The organism is Pseudorhodoferax soli (assembly GCF_003337555.1).
Classification (GTDB): domain Bacteria; phylum Pseudomonadota; class Gammaproteobacteria; order Burkholderiales; family Burkholderiaceae_C; genus Pseudorhodoferax; species Pseudorhodoferax soli.
Genome location: NZ_QPJK01000008.1, coordinates 58211 through 75616, shown reverse-complemented (window position 1 = coordinate 75616; position 17406 = coordinate 58211). Strand labels below are relative to the sequence as shown.

The 17406-nt window shown below is 65.7% G+C and carries 20 protein-coding genes and 3 pseudogenes; 18 read left to right on the top strand and 5 right to left on the bottom strand.

Annotation, left to right across the window (positions count from 1 at the left end; all coding sequences use genetic code 11):
• The first annotated feature begins 2 nt into the window (after positions 1–2).
• The 16 genes and pseudogenes from merA to DES41_RS25600 all read left to right on the top strand — a co-directional run bounded on the left by merA (position 3) and on the right by DES41_RS25600 (position 12907).
• Positions 3–1691: a mercury(II) reductase gene (gene merA / locus DES41_RS25670; RefSeq protein ID WP_003098932.1), complete on the top strand. Its 1689-nt coding sequence runs from the start codon at positions 3–5 to the stop codon at positions 1689–1691.
• Between the two features lie 18 nt (positions 1692–1709).
• Complete coding sequence (locus DES41_RS39895) at positions 1710–2225, top strand: Tn3 family transposase (protein WP_003098931.1); 516 nt, start codon at positions 1710–1712, stop codon at positions 2223–2225.
• A pseudogene (locus DES41_RS39890) lies at positions 2189–2707 on the top strand (Tn3 family transposase); the annotation flags it as partial. The gene DES41_RS39895 and the pseudogene DES41_RS39890, both read left to right, overlap by 37 nt.
• 33 nt (positions 2708–2740) lie before the next feature.
• Positions 2741–3037, top strand: a pseudogene (locus DES41_RS25660) (DUF3085 domain-containing protein); the annotation flags it as partial.
• A gap of 141 nt (positions 3038–3178) precedes the next feature.
• A pseudogene (locus DES41_RS39255) lies at positions 3179–3629 on the top strand (XF1762 family protein).
• Between the two features lie 310 nt (positions 3630–3939).
• Entirely contained in the window at positions 3940–4845 is a 906-nt protein-coding gene (locus DES41_RS25650; RefSeq protein ID WP_003116825.1) for a DUF3577 domain-containing protein, read from the top strand.
• Between the two features lie 145 nt (positions 4846–4990).
• On the top strand, positions 4991–5818 hold the full coding sequence (locus DES41_RS25645) for a DUF932 domain-containing protein (RefSeq protein ID WP_013391792.1): 828 nt from the start codon (positions 4991–4993) through the stop codon (positions 5816–5818).
• Positions 5819–5912: 94 nt separating this feature from the next.
• Positions 5913–6602 (top strand): DUF3275 family protein, encoded by a 690-nt coding sequence (locus tag DES41_RS25640; RefSeq protein ID WP_003116823.1) that lies wholly within the window; start codon positions 5913–5915, stop codon positions 6600–6602.
• Between the two features lie 94 nt (positions 6603–6696).
• Complete coding sequence (locus DES41_RS25635; protein ID WP_003116822.1) at positions 6697–7038, top strand: hypothetical protein; 342 nt, start codon at positions 6697–6699, stop codon at positions 7036–7038.
• Positions 7039–7142: 104 nt separating this feature from the next.
• Positions 7143–7550, top strand: a complete 408-nt coding sequence (locus DES41_RS25630; protein WP_003116821.1) for a hypothetical protein — start codon at positions 7143–7145, stop codon at positions 7548–7550.
• Positions 7551–7566: 16 nt separating this feature from the next.
• Entirely contained in the window at positions 7567–7827 is a 261-nt protein-coding gene (locus DES41_RS25625; protein WP_003090124.1) for a hypothetical protein, read from the top strand.
• 76 nt (positions 7828–7903) lie between these two features.
• Entirely contained in the window at positions 7904–8551 is a 648-nt protein-coding gene (locus DES41_RS25620; RefSeq protein ID WP_003116820.1) for a hypothetical protein, read from the top strand.
• A gap of 40 nt (positions 8552–8591) precedes the next feature.
• On the top strand, positions 8592–9725 hold the full coding sequence (locus tag DES41_RS25615) for a DUF6094 domain-containing protein (RefSeq protein ID WP_281277231.1): 1134 nt from the start codon (positions 8592–8594) through the stop codon (positions 9723–9725).
• A 50-nt stretch (positions 9726–9775) separates the two neighbouring features.
• Positions 9776–10096 (top strand): hypothetical protein, encoded by a 321-nt coding sequence (locus tag DES41_RS25610; protein WP_003116818.1) that lies wholly within the window; start codon positions 9776–9778, stop codon positions 10094–10096.
• Between the two features lie 89 nt (positions 10097–10185).
• The gene (locus tag DES41_RS25605; RefSeq protein ID WP_003116817.1) at positions 10186–10491 is read left to right on the top strand and encodes a hypothetical protein; all 306 of its coding nucleotides are present in this window, start codon (positions 10186–10188) and stop codon (positions 10489–10491) included.
• Between the two features lie 136 nt (positions 10492–10627).
• Entirely contained in the window at positions 10628–12907 is a 2280-nt protein-coding gene (locus DES41_RS25600; protein WP_013391793.1) for a helicase-related protein, read from the top strand.
• 59 nt (positions 12908–12966) lie between these two features.
• On the opposite strand, the gene arsH is transcribed toward DES41_RS25600, so the two are convergent.
• The 5 genes from arsH to DES41_RS25575 are packed head-to-tail and all read right to left on the bottom strand — an operon-like array spanning position 12967 to position 16025.
• The gene (arsH, locus tag DES41_RS25595) at positions 12967–13689 is read right to left on the bottom strand and encodes an arsenical resistance protein ArsH (RefSeq protein WP_013391794.1); all 723 of its coding nucleotides are present in this window, start codon (positions 13687–13689) and stop codon (positions 12967–12969) included.
• The gene (gene arsC, locus DES41_RS25590; RefSeq protein WP_013391795.1) at positions 13682–14104 is read right to left on the bottom strand and encodes an arsenate reductase (glutaredoxin); all 423 of its coding nucleotides are present in this window, start codon (positions 14102–14104) and stop codon (positions 13682–13684) included. Before arsC ends, arsH begins: the two co-directional genes overlap by 8 nt.
• A 16-nt stretch (positions 14105–14120) precedes the next feature.
• Positions 14121–15197, bottom strand: a complete 1077-nt coding sequence (gene arsB, locus DES41_RS25585; RefSeq protein WP_013391796.1) for an ACR3 family arsenite efflux transporter — start codon at positions 15195–15197, stop codon at positions 14121–14123.
• A 10-nt stretch (positions 15198–15207) separates the two neighbouring features.
• The gene (locus DES41_RS25580; protein WP_013391797.1) at positions 15208–15702 is read right to left on the bottom strand and encodes an arsenate reductase ArsC; all 495 of its coding nucleotides are present in this window, start codon (positions 15700–15702) and stop codon (positions 15208–15210) included.
• A 2-nt stretch (positions 15703–15704) separates the two neighbouring features.
• Positions 15705–16025, bottom strand: a complete 321-nt coding sequence (locus DES41_RS25575) for an ArsR/SmtB family transcription factor (protein ID WP_016445103.1) — start codon at positions 16023–16025, stop codon at positions 15705–15707.
• 168 nt (positions 16026–16193) lie between these two features.
• On the opposite strand from DES41_RS25575, the gene pilL2 reads away from it, so the two are divergent.
• Positions 16194–16760, top strand: coding sequence for a PFGI-1 class ICE element type IV pilus protein PilL2 (gene pilL2, locus DES41_RS25570; protein ID WP_013391799.1), 567 nt, complete (start codon positions 16194–16196; stop codon positions 16758–16760).
• Positions 16757–17401 carry a hypothetical protein gene (locus DES41_RS25565; protein ID WP_013391800.1) on the top strand — a complete coding sequence of 215 codons (645 nt, stop codon included), beginning with the start codon at positions 16757–16759 and terminating at the stop codon, positions 17399–17401. Before pilL2 ends, DES41_RS25565 begins: the two co-directional genes overlap by 4 nt.
• The last annotated feature ends 5 nt before the right edge of the window (positions 17402–17406 follow it).

Genomic DNA, 17406 nt, shown 5'->3' with positions numbered 1-17406 from the left:
TCATGGCCGAGGCGATCACCCTCCACATCGAAGGCATGACCTGCACGTCGTGCGCCGAGCACGTCCAGCAGGCTTTGACGAACGTGCCCGGCGTGCGCGCGGCCTCGGTGTCCTATCCGCAGCGGCAGGCCGAAATCGAGGCGGATGCAGGCGTGAGCGTGGCCCCGCTGGTTGCCGCAGTGGCCACGCTCGGCTATCGCGCACGGCTTACCGACACGCCGAACAAGCCTGCCGGCCTGCTAGACAAGGCGCTGGGCTGGCTCGGTGGCGAAACGAAGCATGTTGGCGGTGAACAAGCGCTGCACGTGGCTGTGATAGGCAGCGGCGGCGCGGCGATGGCGGCTGCCTTGAAGGCCGTGGAGCAAGGCGCCCGCGTCACGCTGATCGAGCGCGGCACCATCGGCGGCACCTGCGTCAATGTCGGCTGCGTGCCGTCCAAGATCATGATCCGCGCCGCGCACATCGTCCACCTGCGCCGCGAAAGCCCGTTCGATGCTGGCCTGCCGGCCGCAGCGCCCGCTGTACTGCGCGAGCGGCTGCTGGCCCAGCAACAAGGCCGCGTCGAGGAGCTGCGCCATGCCAAGTACGAAGGCATCCTGGCAAGCACTCCGGCCATCACCGTGCTGCGCGGCGAGGCCCGGTTCAGGGACACGCGCACGCTGACCGTGGCGACCGCTGACGGCGGCACGCACGAGGTGAACTTCGACCGCTGCCTGATTGCCACCGGCGCGAGCCCGGCGCTTCCGCCAATCCCGGGCCTTGCGGACACACCCCACTGGACCTCCACCGAGGCGCTGGAAAGCAGCTCGCTCCCCGAGCGGCTGGCCGTGATTGGTTCCTCCGTGGTGGCGGTCGAGTTGGCGCAAGCCTTCGCCCGGCTGGGCAGCCAGGTCACGATCCTGGCGCGCAGCACGCTGTTCTTCCGAGAAGACCCGGCCATCGGGGAAGCCGTAACAGACGCCTTCCGCGCCGAGGGCATCGAGGTGCTGGACCACACCCAGGCGAGCCACGTTGCCTATGCGGGCGGGGAATTCGTGCTCACCACCGGGCAGGGGGAAGTGCGCGCCGACAAGCTGCTGGTCGCCACCGGTCGCGCGCCGAACACGCGCAGCCTGAACCTTGAAGCGGCAGGCGTCGAAGTCAATGCGCAGGGAGCCATCGTCATCGACCGCGCCATGCGCACGAGCGCACCGCACATCTTTGCTGCCGGCGACTGCACCGACCAGCCGCAGTTCGTCTATGTGGCGGCGGCGGCCGGCACGCGCGCCGCGATCAACATGACCGGCGGCGACGCGGCGCTGGACCTGACGGCGATGCCGGCGGTGGTGTTCACCGATCCGCAGGTGGCGACCGTGGGCTACAGCGAGGCGGAAGCGCACCACGACGGCATCGAGACCGACAGCCGGCTGCTGACGCTCGACAACGTGCCGAGGGCGCTCGCCAACTTCGACACGCGCGGCTTCATCAAGCTGGTGGCGGAAGCTGGCTCAGGGCGGCTGATCGGCGTACAGGCGGTCGCGCCGGAAGCGGGCGAACTGATCCAGACGGCCGCGCTGGCGATCCGCCACCGGATGACCGTGCAGGAGCTGGCCGACCAGTTGTTCCCCTACCTGACCATGGTCGAGGGACTGAAGCTCGCGGCGCAGACCTTCAACAAGGACGTGAAGCAACTGTCCTGTTGCGCCGGATGAGGAAAAGGGAGGTGTTCGATGAACGCCTACAGCCGCGCCAACCGCCGCATCTACGCGGCCTTGTCCGATCCCCTGTCGGCCACCCACCGGCACCGCCTCGACGATCTGCTCAAGCGCCACGACAACGGCAAGACGACCTGGCTGGCCTGGCTGCGCCAGTCGCCCGTCAAGCCGAACTCGCGCCACATACTCGAACACATCGAGCGCCTCAAAGCCTGGCAGGCGCTCGACCTGCCTTCCGGCATCGAGCGGTCGGTGCACCAGAACCGCCTGCTCAAGATCGCCCGCGAAGGCGGCCAGATGACGCCCGCCGATCTGGCCAAGTTCGAGGCACAGCGCCGCTACGCGACCCTGGTGCGCTCGCCATCGAGGGCATGGCCACCGTCACCGACGAAATCATCGACCTGCACGACCGCATCCTGGGCAAGCTGTTCAACGCTGCCAAGCACAAGCATCAGCAGCAGTTCCAGGCGTCCGGCAAGGCGATCAACGCCAAGGTGCGGCTGGCCACCTCGATCAAGCAGGGCACGGTGACGGCCTCGCTGATGCTCAGGAAACTCGGCAGCTACCCGCGCCAGAACGGCCTGGCCGTGGCGCTGCGCGAGCTGGGCCGCATCGAGCGAACGCTGTTCATCCTGGACTGGCTGCAAAGCGTCGAGCTGCGCCGCCGCGTGCATGCCGGACTGAACAAGGGCGAAGCCCGCAACGCGCTAGCCCGCGCCGTGTTCTTCAACCGGCTGGGCGAAATCCGCGACCGCAGTTTCGAGCAGCAGCGCTACCGGGCCAGCGGCCTCAACCTGGTGACGGCGGCCATAGTGTTGTGGAACACGGTCTATCTGGAACGGGCCTCAAACGCCTTACGCGGTCACGGCCAGACTGTCGATGACGCCCTGTTGCAGTACCTGTCGCCGCTGGGCTGGGAGCACATCAACCTGACCGGCGATTACCTCTGGCGCAGCAGCGCCAAGATCGGCGCGGGCAAGTTCAGGCCGCTACGACCGCTGCAACCGGCTTAGCGTACGATTTTTTCCGTTTTCTGAGACGTCCCCAATCAGTGCCGCATTGTCCTGGTCAAGGATCAGGGCGTGTACTTCCTCGCCGAGCGTGGGGAGCGTCGCCCGGATGGGCGCCAGGCACTGCTCGCCTACGCCGTCGGATGCAACCCGGACACCGACCCGTTCGATGACTGGTGGCACCTCGCCGGCCGCGAGCTGGGCGGCGATGACTTCGCGGAGTATTTCGACCCGAAGGACGGCCTGTTCACGCGCCTCCAGCACTCGGCGGACGATCTCGTGCTTTCCGCCACCGCCACGCACCTGTCCTTAGCAGTGGTGCCTCCCGCCTGACGCGGCAACCGCCTCGCAGCCCCCGCATCGGGGGCCTTCTTTTGTTCGCACCGCCGCCATCGCCGCGCGTGCGCGTTTGTCTCCAGCCGCCGAGGCACGCCCCGCCGGCCACAACGCCGGCATGCCACCGGAGACAACCGCATGAACACGCCATCGACCTCGCCGAGGCTGCACCTCCTACCGGTGTCGCTGCGCACGGCCAATGCATTCGTTCTGTCGCACCATCGCCACCACCGCCCGGTCCAGGGCGCGAAGTTCGCCCTGGCCGTCACGCTGAGCGACAGCGACCTGATCCACGGCGTGGCCATTGTCGGCCGCCCGGTCGCGCGGCACCTGGACGCTGGAAGTCACGCGGCTGTGCACCGACGGCACACCCAGCGCCTGCAGCAAGCTCTACGGCGCGGCCTGGCAGGCGGCAAGGGCGCTGGGCTACATACGCCTGCTCACCTACACCATGCCCGACGAAGGTGGCGCCAGCCTGCGCGCCGCCGGCTGGCGGCTGATCGGCGCGCGCGGTGGCGGCGCCTGGAGCCGTCCCGGCCGTCCGCGCGCCGATACCCCCGAGCACCTGCGCGGCGCCAAGTGCCTGTGACAGGCGCCGGGTGGCGCGGACAAAGGGAAGCGCCCGGGTGCCGATTGATTGCTGCCGCGCGCGCGAGGCCCCGCCATGCTGGCCCCATGCCTGCTGACGTCGTCAGCGACATGCCAGGCAACCATCGGTCTTCGAGGTTGCGGCGCAGTTCCCACTGCGTGACCGAGCCAGCTCGCACCGCATCCTTCCGCGAGCGGCCACCAGCCTCTGGTGGCGGATGCTTTCGCCTTATCAACCCACCGCGGGGTCACGCACCTTCCCCGCATGCGTGGGCCGGTGTGTCTCCGCTTCATCCCAATGGAGATTCACCATGAACACCACGTCCAACGAGAAATCGTATTTCGACCTCCACACCTCGGGCATCGGCTACATCCAGCGTGTCCGTGAAGTGCCCGTCCGGGGCGGCCGCCGTGCGCAGCCTTTCCTGGCATGCACCATCGCCGCGCTGGTCGGCCCCGCCCGGGACCCCAGCTACCGCTACTTCGACGTCAAGGTCTCGGGTGCCGAGGCCAAGAAGCTCGTTCAGCGCTACATCGGCGTTGACGATCCCAAGCAGCGCCCGCTGGTGCGCTTTCGCCTCGGTGACCTGTGGGGCGATGTGTACATCCGCGACAAGGGTGAGCAGAAGGGTCAGGCCGCCGCGTCCCTCAAGGCGCGACTGCTCAAGGCCGAACTGATCGACCGGGCCGAACTGGCTTCGATCGAGCAGCACGAGTTGATCACCCGCGGCATCGGCTATCTCAATCGTGTGAAGGACGTCACCCCAAAAGCTGGCGACTCGTTCCTCTCTTGCACCGTCGCGGCACTGGCCGGGCCTGTCGATGAACCGGAGTATCGGTACTTCGACACCATCGTCGCCACCCCGGAAGCCGAGCACCTGGTTCGCCGGTGCGTTCAGGCCGTCGAGGGTGACCGCAAGGTGCTGATCGCCTTCCGTCTGAACGACATGAAGATCGATCCGTACATCCGCACCAAGGGTGAGCACGCCGGGGAACCGGCCGCCAGCCTGGAATCGACGCTGGTCCACATCGGTCTCATCAAGATCGACGGCACCCAGGTCTATCCGACGAGCCAGGCGCAAGCCGAGGCGCCGCCGGCCGAAGACGCATCCGCGTCCGAAGCCGACGATGCCATCGACACGGCCACCGAGCCCGCCGAGCGCGAGCCCGAGGCGCAAGTCCAGGAGCAGGAGCCGGCATTGGCTGCTTCGTTCTGATCCGGCACGGCCTCTCACGGGGCCTTGTCGCTTTTCCTCCCCACGTACGCCGCGTCCCCAGGACGCGTGCTTGCGCATTTCATCCCCCGAGTTCCGCGTGGTCTCACGGCCACGCGGTTGTCGAATTTCTCAAAGGAGATCAGCCATGTCTCTGGTATCCCGCTTTGCTCCGCAATCCCCGATCCTGCGCTCTGATCGCCCACTCTCGGACGACCGCATTCGTGCCGTCGTTCCGTCGATCTTCGCCGACGCTCCACATGGGAGCCGGTCCGATCGGTATGCCTACATACCGACCTCGACCGTGCTGACCAAGCTGCGCCAGGAGGGCTTCGAGCCCTTCATGGTGTGTCAGACGCGCGTGCGCAACGAAGACCGGCGCGAGTACACGAAGCACCTCATCCGACTTCGCCATGCAAGCCAGATCAACGGCGACGAGGCGAACGAGATCATCCTGCTCAACAGCCATGACGGCACGAGCAGCTATCAGATGCTCGCCGGCATGTTCCGGTTCGTCTGCCACAACGGCCTGGTTTGCGGTGACACCACCGCAGACATCCGCGTTCCCCACAAGGGCGACGTGGCCAGCCAGGTGATCGAAGGTGCCTACGGAGTCCTCGAAGGTTTCGAGCGCGTGCAGAACGCGCGCGATGCGATGCGCACCATCACCCTCGATGAGGGCGAAGCGGAGGTCTTTGCGAACTCTGCGCTCGCACTCAAGTACGACGATCCGGCCAAGTCCACGCCTGTCACCGAGAGCCAACTGCTGGCCCCTCGGCGATGGGACGACCGCAAGAACGACCTGTGGGCCGTCTTCAACCGCGTCCAGGAGAACCTAGTCAAAGGGGGCCTGAACGGACGCACGGCCAACGGCCGCAATCAGCGCACCCGTCCGGTGCAAGGCATCGACCAGAACCTGCGCCTGAACCGGGCGTTGTGGCTGCTGGCCGAAGGCATGCGCCAGCTCAAGGCGTGATGCCACGCGGACCTCGCCCACCTCGGGCGAGGCCATTTCCTCTCATCCACCGGGTGCCGTCGGCGGCCCGTCATTCATCATCAGGAGAACCATCATGGCAACCCCATCGGCTTCCGAGAAATCTGTTGCGCCCATCGTCGTCCCCGGCCAGCTCACGCTGCGTACCATCCGCGGCAAGAACGGCCCGTTCACGGTTGGCCGCCTCGCGACGCACCTCGGTACTTTCGAGGTCAAAGACCCGGAGCTGGAGCAGTACCCCGAAGGCAAGTACGACGGGGAATTCATCATCAGGTACATCTTCCCGAAGTCCTATCCGGTCGGCGGCGGCATGCGGTTCGAGATCCGTGCCAGCCTCGACGGCATGACGCTCAACGGCATCGACAAACTCAGCCGCGACGAAGCCCGCAGCTTCGCCACCCAGGACGTCGATCCGCTCGATGAAGAGCAAGGGGCGCAGCCTGCGGCAACGCCGGCCAAGCCCACCAAAGCGTCCAGGCCCGCCAAGCCCGCACCCGTGCAGGCGTCCGCGGACCCGCTGGTCGATACCACGCCCTTCGGCGTGGATGCGCCACCGCCTGCTACGGCCGCTGCCCCCGGCAGCACCGAAGACGGTGACGCCGCGCTCTTCGGCCTGCTGTGGCCGCTGGGCGAGTCCGTGAAACTGGATTCGACCATCGACCGCCGCACCCTGCGCGCGCAGATCGCCCGCCTGGGCGAGCTGGGCTACGCGCTGGACTTCAAGACGCAGGAGTGGAGCCGCCAGGCCGAACCAAAACCTGCGTGATCGCAGACGCCGCATGCGCGGTGTTCTTCATCCACCCGCCGGGGTTCCTTTCCCATGCGGGGGAGGCCCTGGCCATTTTCTGGAGGTCTCCATCATGTCCACCATCGCTTGCGATACCCCGCGTTCAACGCTGGATGAACCCGCGTGGCGGGACCTTTGCAAAGCGGCCGCCGCACACGCCCAGCGCGGTTGCGGCTTGTCCTACGACCACTACGTGACGCTCTTCAGTTCGGCGATCGACGCACAGGCCAATCGTTTGCCGGATGAGCAACGTGCTCAGGCTCTCGAAATCGCGGCCCAGGAATGGGACTACGCAACACCTGCCGAACGGCAGGAAACCCAGGACTGGAATGCGGAGCATGGCTATTGCTCGCACGGGATCGAGTTCGGCTACTGCCCGGCCGGTTGTGATCGAGACGATGACGACTGGGATTGAGGGCGACGCATAGGTTCCTTCGCCGCAGATGCGGCATTCCATCACCCGCTGGGGGTTCTTCCCCACGGGGAGGCCTTCAGCTCAACTTTTCGAGGAGGCCTCTCATGGGCTGGTATTTCTCAAACCAATCGCGGTCCGAACTGATCGCGGAACTGATCGCACCGCAAGAGACCGAGCGCGCCAGCGTCAAGGTCATCGCTCACACCCTGCGCGGCAACGTGCTGTGGTCCGTCGCCGAAGTGACCGCCAAGGTCGAAGGCGTGCATCGTGATCTCGCACCGGGCCAGTCCCTGCGCTACATCCGCTGCGATCTGCTTGAACGAAGCGGCGGCCAGTGGGGCTACAAGTCCTTGGACGAGTCCATGCACCCGTACTACTACACGTGCCCGCTGTCCTATCTGGACCTCGCACCGGAGCAGTCCGCCGACTGGCGTGCAGGCGTTCGCGCCTACCACGCCCGGCGGCGCACACCCACGGCATCCGCGGCATCCGCCGCGGCGTCGATGGCCTGAGCCAGGAGGAACCGACATGGACCCGATCCTGGCAACGCTTCCGCCCTCGTTGCTGGCACTCGTTGAAGGGAGTTTGTCCAACGACGAAGTGTCCTCCGACGAGGAAATGCTGGCGTACTTCATCGACAACGGCCTCACCGAGGACCAGGCACGGCAGGCACTGACCTACCGCGACCAGTACCTCAACAACATCTACCTGGAAGGCTTCACGCCGATCACTTCGGCGGACGAGCCGCTTCACTTCAACCCGCACACCCGGCAGTTCGAGCCGGACTGAGCGGTTTTCTTCCACCCCCTGGGGCAGTACTTGCCCCAGCGGGCGGTGCTGTTCCCGTTCATCCGAGGACACCACCATGCCCGCAAACACTTCTTCCACGCTGTACCGCATCGACGAATGCCCGGACGTGATGGCCGACGCCTGCGTCGGCGATGACCAGGGCAACCTGATCTTCCTGTCCATCTGGGCGCGGGACACCGCCGTCCAGCAGTTCCTCGCTCGCCTGACCCTCGGGCGCGACGAGCAGGGACTGGACCAGTTCCACGTCATCACCGACCAGGGCGGCAGCGTCCCGGTATTCATCGGCAACGTCGATCGCCTGGAAAAGCGCATCACGCGCGCGTACCGGCGGACGCTGTTCGGCTCGCTGTCCAACGTGTGGCTGTTCGACCGGCGCTGCGTCAAGCCCGACAAGGCCAACGCCAGCGCATTGGCACTGCTGCCACGCGACAGCGCCCACAGGCTTGACCGCCTGTGGATGCTGGTGCGGGACACCTGCCCGTTGCCGCTGCTCGATCACTGGCGCGAGACCGTGCTGGAACTGCTGCAAACCCGCGAGATGCTGGCCCGCCTTCCGTTCGCCCTCGGGCCGCTGGAAGGCCATCGGCTCGCCATCGACGTGCCGGCGCTGACCCTGGCGCTCGGCTCCCTGATCCGCAGCGACGCGCTCACCGCCTATCCGTATCCGGCCAAGATTTGGACGCCGGAAGCGGTAGCGGCTTGACCCACCCTCGGAGGCACGCCTTGGCGTACTTCCGTGTTTCATCCCCGCCAACCAGGAGACTTCCATGGCCCTCATGTTCCCGCGGCTCGCCCGCAATTTCGTCAAGAACGGATATTTCCCGACCGACGAACCCACGCTCGAAAGAGCGCTCAACGCACTGATGCCCAGCGACGGGCCGATGTGCATCCTCGATCCCTGCGCCGGCGAAGGCGTGGCGATCGCCGAAGCCGCCCATGCCCTCGGGCGCGAGCAGGCAAAGGCGTTCGCCGTCGAGTTCGACGCGGAGCGGGCGCGCCATGCCCGCGGCCTGGTCGATCACTGCCTGCACGCGGACCTGATGGACACGATGGTCTCCAAGCAGTCCTTCGGGCTGCTCTGGCTCAACCCGCCGTATGGGGACCTGTCCAAGGACGTCAACGGCAACATCGGCTATCAGGGCCAGGGCCGTGCCCGCCTTGAAAAGCTGTTCTACCAGCGCACGCTCTCGCTGCTGCAATACGGCGGCGTGCTGGTTTTCATCGTCCCCGGCTACGTGCTCGACGCGGAGTTGGTCGGCTGGCTGACGCGCCACTACACGGACCTGCGCATCTACCGAGCGGTGGAGACGCAGTTCAAGCAGGTGGTGATCTTCGGACGCCGGGTGCGCCAGCGCGAGCAGGTGCCCGATGGCGTCAAGGCCGTGCGCAATCTGCTGTTGCAGGTAGGGCAAGGCGAAGTCGAAGCCGAGGAACTGCCGAGCGAGTGGCCGTTCCTGCCGTACATCGTCCCCGCCAGCCCGGCCGAGCCAGAGCATTTCTTCCGCGTGACGATGGAGCCCGAGCAGTTCGCCGATGAGGTTGGCAGGCTGCAAGGCTTGTGGCCATCGCAGGACACGCACCTGGGGGCTGCGCAGCAATCGCTGCGTCCACCGGCGCGGGCCTTGTCCCGCTGGCATCTCGCCCTGGCTCTGGCCGCGGGTGCGATCTCGGGGGTTGTGCGCTCCAAGACCGGGCGCGTGCTCGTCGTCAAAGGTGACACCCACAAGGACAAGACGCTCCAGCGGGAGTTCACCGAACGCGAAGACGGCTCCATCGCCGAGACCCGCATCCTCACCGACAAGTTCGTTCCCGTCATCCGCGCGTGGGACATGACACTTGGCTCCGCGACACGGGGCGAGGTGTTGACCATTCGCTGATCCACCGGACGCGCTGCCGTCCTGCTGTACCAACTCGAAGGAGAAACACCATGATCCCCAATCCGTTCAAGCGGCCTGCGCCGCACAAGCAACCGTTGTTCGCACCGAGTACGTTGAAGTTGAGCGAGAAGGTGCATTGGCTGGCCCGGCGAGGCCTGATCGACCCCTTGGCCTATGTCCAGCGCCATGTGCGCGGGGACTGGGGCGAGATCGATGAGGCCACACGCCAAGCCAACGACGTGGCGATCCAACAGGACAACCTAATGATCTCGCAGTTCAGGATCACGCCGGACCTGGCGCTGATCGTCAAGACCAGCGAGGACCACCAGACCACGGTGGTCCAGCTTCCCGAAGAGCGGGACCTGATCTGAGGCCCCACATCGTCATCCTCATCCACCTGACGGAGCCACTTCACTCCGGCAGGGGTGTCGTGGCTCAATGACTCATCAAGGAGGAGCCCATGGCATCGCATCGCATCGAAACCTACTGCCAGCGGCTGGCGTTCCCCATCGGGGCGCTCATCTTCAGCAGAGGTGTAGACCGCCTGGTCCGCGCGGGTCGCCTGGACCCGATCCCGTACTTCAGGCGCCACACCCGTGGCGACTGGGGCGACGTCAACATCCAGCAATGGCAGACGAACAGCAGCGCGCTTCAATCGGGCGCGTCGCTGGAATCGCACTACGTGATCCATCCGGGGCTCGCCATTCGCATCGTCACCGATTCGCAGCGCTGCGCAACCGTCATCGTGCTTCCGTCCGAAGACTGAGCACGGTTCACCTGCGGGCCGCCCAGGCCAGCACCTTCAACCACCCTCAGCCACGCGTCGATTCTCTTCCCACCACGGGGCATGCCATTGCCCCGCTGGGGGTGGTGCATGCCCCATTTTTCTTTGGAGCATCACCATGTCCCTCGATCTCGAAACCACTGCCGCTGAATCCGCGCCCGTACAGGGCGAACTGCTCGACGCGGAATCTTCCCCTCTGACCCTGAGCCTTCAGGATTTTGTCGGCGAGTTCGGCGACGAACTACTCGACGCCCTCAACAGCGCTAATCCGCCGGTCTATACCGGCCAACCGCAGGCGCACCGGCAACTGGTGGTCGCCAGCCTCAAGCGCAAGCTGTTCCCAGCCCAGGCCGAAGTCGTCCACGCCGCCGCCGAGCTGCTGATCGACCGTGGCGAACGTGCTGCGATCGTCAATGGCGAGATGGGCTGCGGCAAGACGACCGTCGGCATTGCCACGGCCGCCGTGCTCAACGCCGAAGGCTATCGCCGCACTCTGGTGCTGTCGCCGCCCCACCTGGTTTACAAGTGGCGGCGCGAGATCCAGGAGACGGTGGCCGGTGCCAAGGTGTGGGTACTCAACGGGCCGGATACGCTCGTCAAGCTCATCAAGCTGCGCGAGCAGTTGGGCGTGCAGCCCACGGGCCAGGAGTTCTTCGTCCTGGGGCGCGTCAGGATGCGGATGGGCTTTCACTGGAAGCCTGTCTTCACCACGCGGCGCACCCGCCACGGCGACGTGGCGGCCTGCCCGGACTGCGGCACGGTCATCACCGACCTCGACGGCGAGCCGGTCAACCCGATCGCGCTCCAAGCCGAGGAGTGCCGCAGGAAGTGCGGCCACTGCGCCGCGCCCCTGTGGACACTGATCCGCCCGCGCAGTCTGTCCGGCAGCGACCAGTCCTCGGCCGTGCTCAAAGCCTTAAAGCGCATACCGACCATCGGAGAGGTCACCGCGCAGAAGCTGATGCAAAAGTTCGGTGACGGGTTCCTGGCGTCGATGCTCGGCGACAACATCCATGAGTTCATCAACCTCATGGATGGCAACGGCGAGCTGGTGTTTTCCGACCGTCAGGCCACGCGCATGGAACGTGCGATGGCCAACATGGAGTTCGGCTTTGGCGAGGGCGGCTATCAGCCGTCCGAGTTCATCAAACGCTACCTGCCGCAAGGCACGTTCGACCTGCTCATCGCCGATGAGGCACATGAGTACAAGAACGGGGGCAGTGCCCAGGGCCAGGCCATGGGCGTGCTGGCGGCGAAGGCTCGCAAGACCTTGCTGCTGACCGGCACGTTGATGGGCGGCTACGGGGACGACCTGTTCCACCTGCTGTTCCGAGCCCTTCCGGGGCGGATGATCGAAGACGGCTACCGCCCGACCACGAGCGGCAGCATGACCTCGGCTGCGATGGCGTTCATGCGCGATCACGGGGTGTTGAAGGACATCTACTCCGAGAGCACCGGCACGGCGCACAAGACGGCCAAGGGCACCAAGGTATCGGTGCGCACGGTCAAGGCCCCGGGGTTTGGCCCCAAGGGCGTGCTGCGCTGCATCCTGCCGTTCACGATCTTTCTCAAGCTCAAGGACATCGGTGGCAACGTCCTGCCGCCGTATGACGAGGAGTTCCGTGAAGTCGCGATGGACACGGCGCAAGCCGCGGCCTACCGCGATCTGGCGGGTCGGCTGACCGCGGAGCTGAAACAGGCTCTGGCGCGACGCGATACGACCTTGCTGGGTGTGGTCCTCAACGTGCTGCTGGCCTGGCCGGATTGCTGCTTCCGGTCGGAGACCGTGGTGCATCCGCGCACGCGCAACACCTTGGCGTTTGTCCCGGCTCAGTTCAACGAGTTCGAGATTAGCCCCAAGGAGCGTGAGCTGATCGACATCTGCAAAGCGGAGAAGGCGCAGGGCCGCAAGGTTCTGGCCTACACGGTCTATACCGGCACGCGGGACACCACGTCGCGCCTGAAGGTGCTGCTGGAGCAAGAAGGCTTCAAGGTGGCGGTGCTGCGCGCAAGCGTGGATGCCAGCCGCCGCGAAGACTGGATCGCTGAGCAACTGGATCGTGGCATCGACGTGCTCATCACCAATCCCGAGCTGGTCAAGACGGGATTGGACTTGCTGGAGTTTCCGACGATCGTGTTCATGCAGTCGGGCTACAACGTGTACTCGCTCCAGCAGGCGGCACGCCGCTCCTGGCGCATCGGGCAGAAGTTGCCGGTGCGCGTGATCTACCTCGGCTACGCCGGTTCTTCGCAGATGACCTGCCTGGAACTGATGGCCAAGAAGATCATGGTCTCGCAGTCCACCTCGGGCGACGTGCCCGAATCGGGGCTGGATGTCCTGAACCAGGATGGTGATTCCGTCGAGGTCGCACTGGCCCGGCAACTGGTCGCCGCCTGAACTTCACGCAATGCCGACGACCGAGAGGTCGTCGGCTCTTTTTTCAGCGCCTCGCAGCGTCAAATTGCACCTTGCCGTACACGCCTGGACAGTGATTCAGCGCTTTCCTTGCGCTCGCTGTAACGATCCACCAGATACGGCGCCACGTCGCGCGTGAGCAGCGTGAACTTCATCAGTTCTTCCATCACGTCCACCACGCGGTCGTAGTAGGCCGAGGGCTTCATGCGTCCGGCCTCGTCGAACTCCTGGTACGCCTTGGCGACCGAGGACTGGTTCGGGATGGTCAGCATCCGCATCCAGCGGCCCAGCACGCGCATCTGGTTGACGGCGTTGAACGACTGCGAGCCGCCCGATACCTGCATCACCGCCAGCGTCTTGCCCTGGGTCGGGCGCACCGCGCCGACCGACAGCGGAATCCAGTCGATTTGGGTCTTCATCAGGCCGGTCATCGCGCCGTGGCGCTCCGGCGAACTCCACACCATGCCCTCGGCCCATTGCACCAGTTCGTGCAGTTCCTTGACCTTCGGGTGATCGGCCGGCGCATCGTCCACCAGAGGCAGCCCGGACGGATTGAACAATCGGGTCTCGCCGCCCAGCGCCCGCAAGATGCGTGCGGCTTCTTCGGCTGCGAGGCGGCTGAACGAGCGTTCGCGCAGCGAACCATAGAGCAGCAGGAAGCGCGGCGCGTGCGTGGCCCGTGCCGGCGCGAACAGATGTTCGGTGTCCGGTTGCTGGAACAGCGCCGTGTCGATGTTCGGCAGGTCGAGACGAGATTCAGACACGGCGGCCGTCCTGATCGACCACCGGCTCGCCGTCTTCCTTGTTGAACGCGCCGCGCTGCGGCTGCGGCAGCAGGTCGAGCACGGCTTCCGAAGGCCGGCACAGGCGCGTGCCTAGCGGCGTGACCACGATAGGCCGGTTGATGAGGATGGGATGCTGGAGCATGAAGCCGATCAGGTCGTCGTCGCTCCACTTCGGGTTGCCCAGGTCGAGGTCGGCATAGGGCGTGCCTTTCTCGCGCAGCACGTCTCGCACCGGCACGCCCATCGCCGCGATCAGCGCCTGGAGCGTGTCGCGGTCGGGCGGCGTTTTCAGGTACTCGATGATGGTCGGTTCCTCGCCGCTGTTGCGGATCAGGCCCAGCACGTTGCGCGAGGTGCCGCAGGCTGGGTTGTGGTAGATCGTGATGGTGCTCATGGATGCCTCTTGGAGGTTACGAAGTGGTCGCGCGGCGTTCGTACCAGCCGCGTGAGCGATTGACCACGCGCACCACCAGCAGCATGACCGGCACCTCGATGAGCACGCCGACCACTGTTGCGAGTGCTGCGCCGGAATGGAAGCCGAACAGGCTGATGGCGGCGGCCACGGCCAGCTCGAAGAAGTTGCTGGCACCAATCAACGCGGATGGCCCAGCGACGCAGTGCTTTTCGCCCACCTGGCGGTTGAGCCAGTACGCCAGACCGGAATTGAAGAACACCTGGATCAGGATCGGCACCGCCAGCATGGCGATCACCAGCGGCTGCCGGATGATGGCCTCGCCCTGGAAGGCGAACAGCAGCACCAGCGTCAGCAACAGCGCGGCGATGGACAATGGGCCGATGCGTTCCAGTGCCCTGTCGAACACGGCCTGCCCCTTGCGCAGCAGCGCCCGGCGCCAGAGCTGGGCCAGGATGACCGGAATGACGATGTACAAACCCACCGACACCAGCAAGGTGTCCCACGGCACCGTGATCGACGACAGGCCCAGCAGCAGGCCGACGATGGGTGCGAAGGCGAACACCATGATGGTGTCGTTCAAGGCCACTTGCGACAGCGTAAATACCGGATCACCGCCAGTCAGCCGACTCCAAACGAAAACCATTGCGGTACACGGTGCAGCAGCCAGCAGGATCAGGCCGGCGATATAGCTGTCGAGCTGATCGGCGGGCAGCCAGTCGGCAAAGACGTGGCGGATGAAGATCCACGCCAGCAACGCCATTGAGAACGGCTTGACGGCCCAATTGATGAACAGCGTGACCCCCATGCCCCGCCAATGCTGGCGCACCTGGCCAAGCGCGGCGAAGTCCACCTTCAGCAGCATGGGGATGATCATTACCCAGATCAGCAGGCCGACCGGCAGGTTGACCTTGGCAATCTCCATGCGGCCGATGGCCTGGAATGCGGCGGGCGCGAACTGGCCCAGAGCGATCCCCGCGATGATGCACACCGCCACCCATAGCGTCAGGTAACGCTCAAAGCCGCTCATGGCGGAGTTTGCTGGCGCGGGGCCGGCAGTATCGGTTGCGCTCATCGGGCGGGCCTCACTGGCGGCCGATGTCGCGCAGTTCACGCTGCAACGACATGGCATCGAGACTCTTGATCGGAAGCGACAGGAACAACTCGATACGTCGGCGCAGCGTCATGGCGGTATCGAAGAACGCCTTGCTTTGTCGTTCCAGGGTGCCTTCCACGGCTGCCGGGTCAGGCACGCCCCAATGCGCCGACACCGGCTTGCCCGGCCACAGCGGACACGCCTCGCCGGCTGCGTTGTCGCAGACGGTGAAGATGAAATCGAACACCGGCGCATCGGGCTTCACGAACTCGTCCCAGCTCTTGCTGCGGTAGCCCGTTGTCGGAAGGTGCAGCCGCTCCAGCGTGGCGAGTGCCAGCGGGTGAACTTCGCCTTTCGGATGGCTACCTGCCGACCAGGCGTGAAACCGCCCTTGGCCCATGTCGTTGAGGATGCCTTCGGCGAGGATGGAGCGGGCCGAATTGCCCGTACAGATGAACAAGGCGTTGTAAGTGGTATCGGTCATGGTCAGCAGCAGGTCTTGGATGGAGAAACCTCGCATACGCCACCTTGGCAGCAATGCTCGGTCAGGTAACCGATCAGACCGTCCATGCGGCCGTACTCGGCGCGATAAATCAGGTTGCGGCCCTGCTGCTCGATGCTGACGAGGCCAGCATGGGCCAGTTCCTTCAAGTGGAAGGACAAGGTGTTGCGGGCCACGTCGAGCTGGTCAGCTAGCGTGCTCGGCGTCAGTCCGCCCGGGCCAGCAACGACCAAGGCGCGGAACACGCGCAGGCGCTGGGTGTGAGCCAGGGCGTTTAAGGCGGAAATGGCTTGATCCTCTTTCATTATTCGATAATACAACATTTATAGAATTAATGTGCAAACCACAGTTGGATTTGCGGGTTGCGCTATGTGTTGGACTGCAAAAGCGGGCACCCCCCAGTTCGCATTTCTGACTGACCGCGCAGCCGCGCGCAGCCAAGGTATCGGCATCGCAACAGAAGAGCCGATGCCATGCCTGCAATCCATGTATCCCGGTGTCTGGTCGGTACCAGCCTCCTGGCCGCAGCCTTGGCCAGCGGCTGCGCGACCACGCCACCGCCGCTGGCCGCCAGCACCGTCGAGGACGTCCCACCCGCGCCCGAGGCTGCACCGCCCGAGTTCATTCCCGTCGTGCGCTATGGCCGCTACACCCTGGTGGAGCTGGCGCCGATGGCGGCGCAGCGCGATCTGCTGGTGCAGACCATCGACGTGTCCATGCCCGAGGAGGTCCGCGCCACGGTCGGCGACGGGCTGCGGCATGTGCTCAAACGCAGCGGCTACCAGCTTTGCGAGACCCCGCATGCGGTGATCGAGCTGTACGCGCTGCCGCTGCCGGCGGCGCACTTGCATCTCGGCCCCATGACCTTGCGCGATGCACTGCTCACCCTGGCCGGTCCGGCTTGGGAACTGCACGCCGATGACCGGACGCGGCAGGTCTGCTTCGAGCGGCCTGGTCGCGACACCGGTGCCGAGCCGGTGTCCGAGCCGCCTGCTGCCGAGGCCGTGCAGACGTTCCCCTTTGCGGGAGGCCAGCCATGAACGCGGCACAGCCGCTCCGGCGCCCGACCGCCGCCGTGGTGTTGCAAAGCCTGCTCTGGCTTTGGCTGCTGGGTCTCAGTGTCTTCGCGATCCTGGGCCACCAGACGATGACCGATCAGGCCGACCAGCAGCAGCTCGATGTCCGGTTGCAGCGCCTCGAAGCCCAGGTGACCGGGCTGGCCGAGACCACGCGGGCCTTGCAGCAGCAGCCCGCAGCCGCCACCGCCGCAGGCCTGCAAGACGCTCGGCAGGCAATGGAGGCGCGCATCGTTCAAGCCGAACAGGCGCTGGGTGGCTATGCCACCGCCGAGGACGTTCAGGCGCTGCGTACCGAAGTCGAGCAGATCAAGGTGCGCCAAGCGACTGCGCGTGCAGCGGCGCCTACCCAGCGGCGCACCCCGAGCCAACCGGCCACCGCCAAGTCCGAACCGCCGCCGCTGCCATTTCGTGTCGTCGGCGCTGAGCTGCGCGCGGGTCAGCGCAGCGTGTCCGTCGCCCCGAGTGCCGGAGATTTCACGCCCGATCAGCTCCAGGTGCTGCTGCCGGGTGATGCGCTGGGTCCGTGGCGCCTGCAGGCGATCGAGGGCAATGCCGCGGTGTTCCAGGCCGGCGACCAGACCCGTCGCGTGGCGATTCCTTGACCGGA

Coding starts and splice junctions, on each gene's coding strand:
- DES41_RS25575 (WP_016445103.1), bottom strand. CDS start 16,025: ATGAAAGAGGATCAAGCCATTTCCGCCTTAAACGCCCTGGCTCACACC.
- DES41_RS25580 (WP_013391797.1), bottom strand. CDS start 15,702: ATGACCGATACCACTTACAACGCCTTGTTCATCTGTACGGGCAATTCG.
- DES41_RS25645 (WP_013391792.1), top strand. CDS start 4,991: ATGTCTCTGGTATCCCGCTTTGCTCCGCAATCCCCGATCCTGCGCTCT.
- DES41_RS25565 (WP_013391800.1), top strand. CDS start 16,757: ATGAACGCGGCACAGCCGCTCCGGCGCCCGACCGCCGCCGTGGTGTTG.
- DES41_RS25630 (WP_003116821.1), top strand. CDS start 7,143: ATGGGCTGGTATTTCTCAAACCAATCGCGGTCCGAACTGATCGCGGAA.
- arsC (WP_013391795.1), bottom strand. CDS start 14,104: ATGAGCACCATCACGATCTACCACAACCCAGCCTGCGGCACCTCGCGC.
- DES41_RS25605 (WP_003116817.1), top strand. CDS start 10,186: ATGGCATCGCATCGCATCGAAACCTACTGCCAGCGGCTGGCGTTCCCC.
- DES41_RS25600 (WP_013391793.1), top strand. CDS start 10,628: ATGTCCCTCGATCTCGAAACCACTGCCGCTGAATCCGCGCCCGTACAG.
- DES41_RS25620 (WP_003116820.1), top strand. CDS start 7,904: ATGCCCGCAAACACTTCTTCCACGCTGTACCGCATCGACGAATGCCCG.
- DES41_RS25640 (WP_003116823.1), top strand. CDS start 5,913: ATGGCAACCCCATCGGCTTCCGAGAAATCTGTTGCGCCCATCGTCGTC.
- DES41_RS25625 (WP_003090124.1), top strand. CDS start 7,567: ATGGACCCGATCCTGGCAACGCTTCCGCCCTCGTTGCTGGCACTCGTT.
- pilL2 (WP_013391799.1), top strand. CDS start 16,194: ATGCCTGCAATCCATGTATCCCGGTGTCTGGTCGGTACCAGCCTCCTG.
- DES41_RS25650 (WP_003116825.1), top strand. CDS start 3,940: ATGAACACCACGTCCAACGAGAAATCGTATTTCGACCTCCACACCTCG.
- arsB (WP_013391796.1), bottom strand. CDS start 15,197: ATGAGCGCAACCGATACTGCCGGCCCCGCGCCAGCAAACTCCGCCATG.
- DES41_RS25610 (WP_003116818.1), top strand. CDS start 9,776: ATGATCCCCAATCCGTTCAAGCGGCCTGCGCCGCACAAGCAACCGTTG.
- DES41_RS39895 (WP_003098931.1), top strand. CDS start 1,710: ATGAACGCCTACAGCCGCGCCAACCGCCGCATCTACGCGGCCTTGTCC.
- DES41_RS25635 (WP_003116822.1), top strand. CDS start 6,697: ATGTCCACCATCGCTTGCGATACCCCGCGTTCAACGCTGGATGAACCC.
- merA (WP_003098932.1), top strand. CDS start 3: ATGGCCGAGGCGATCACCCTCCACATCGAAGGCATGACCTGCACGTCG.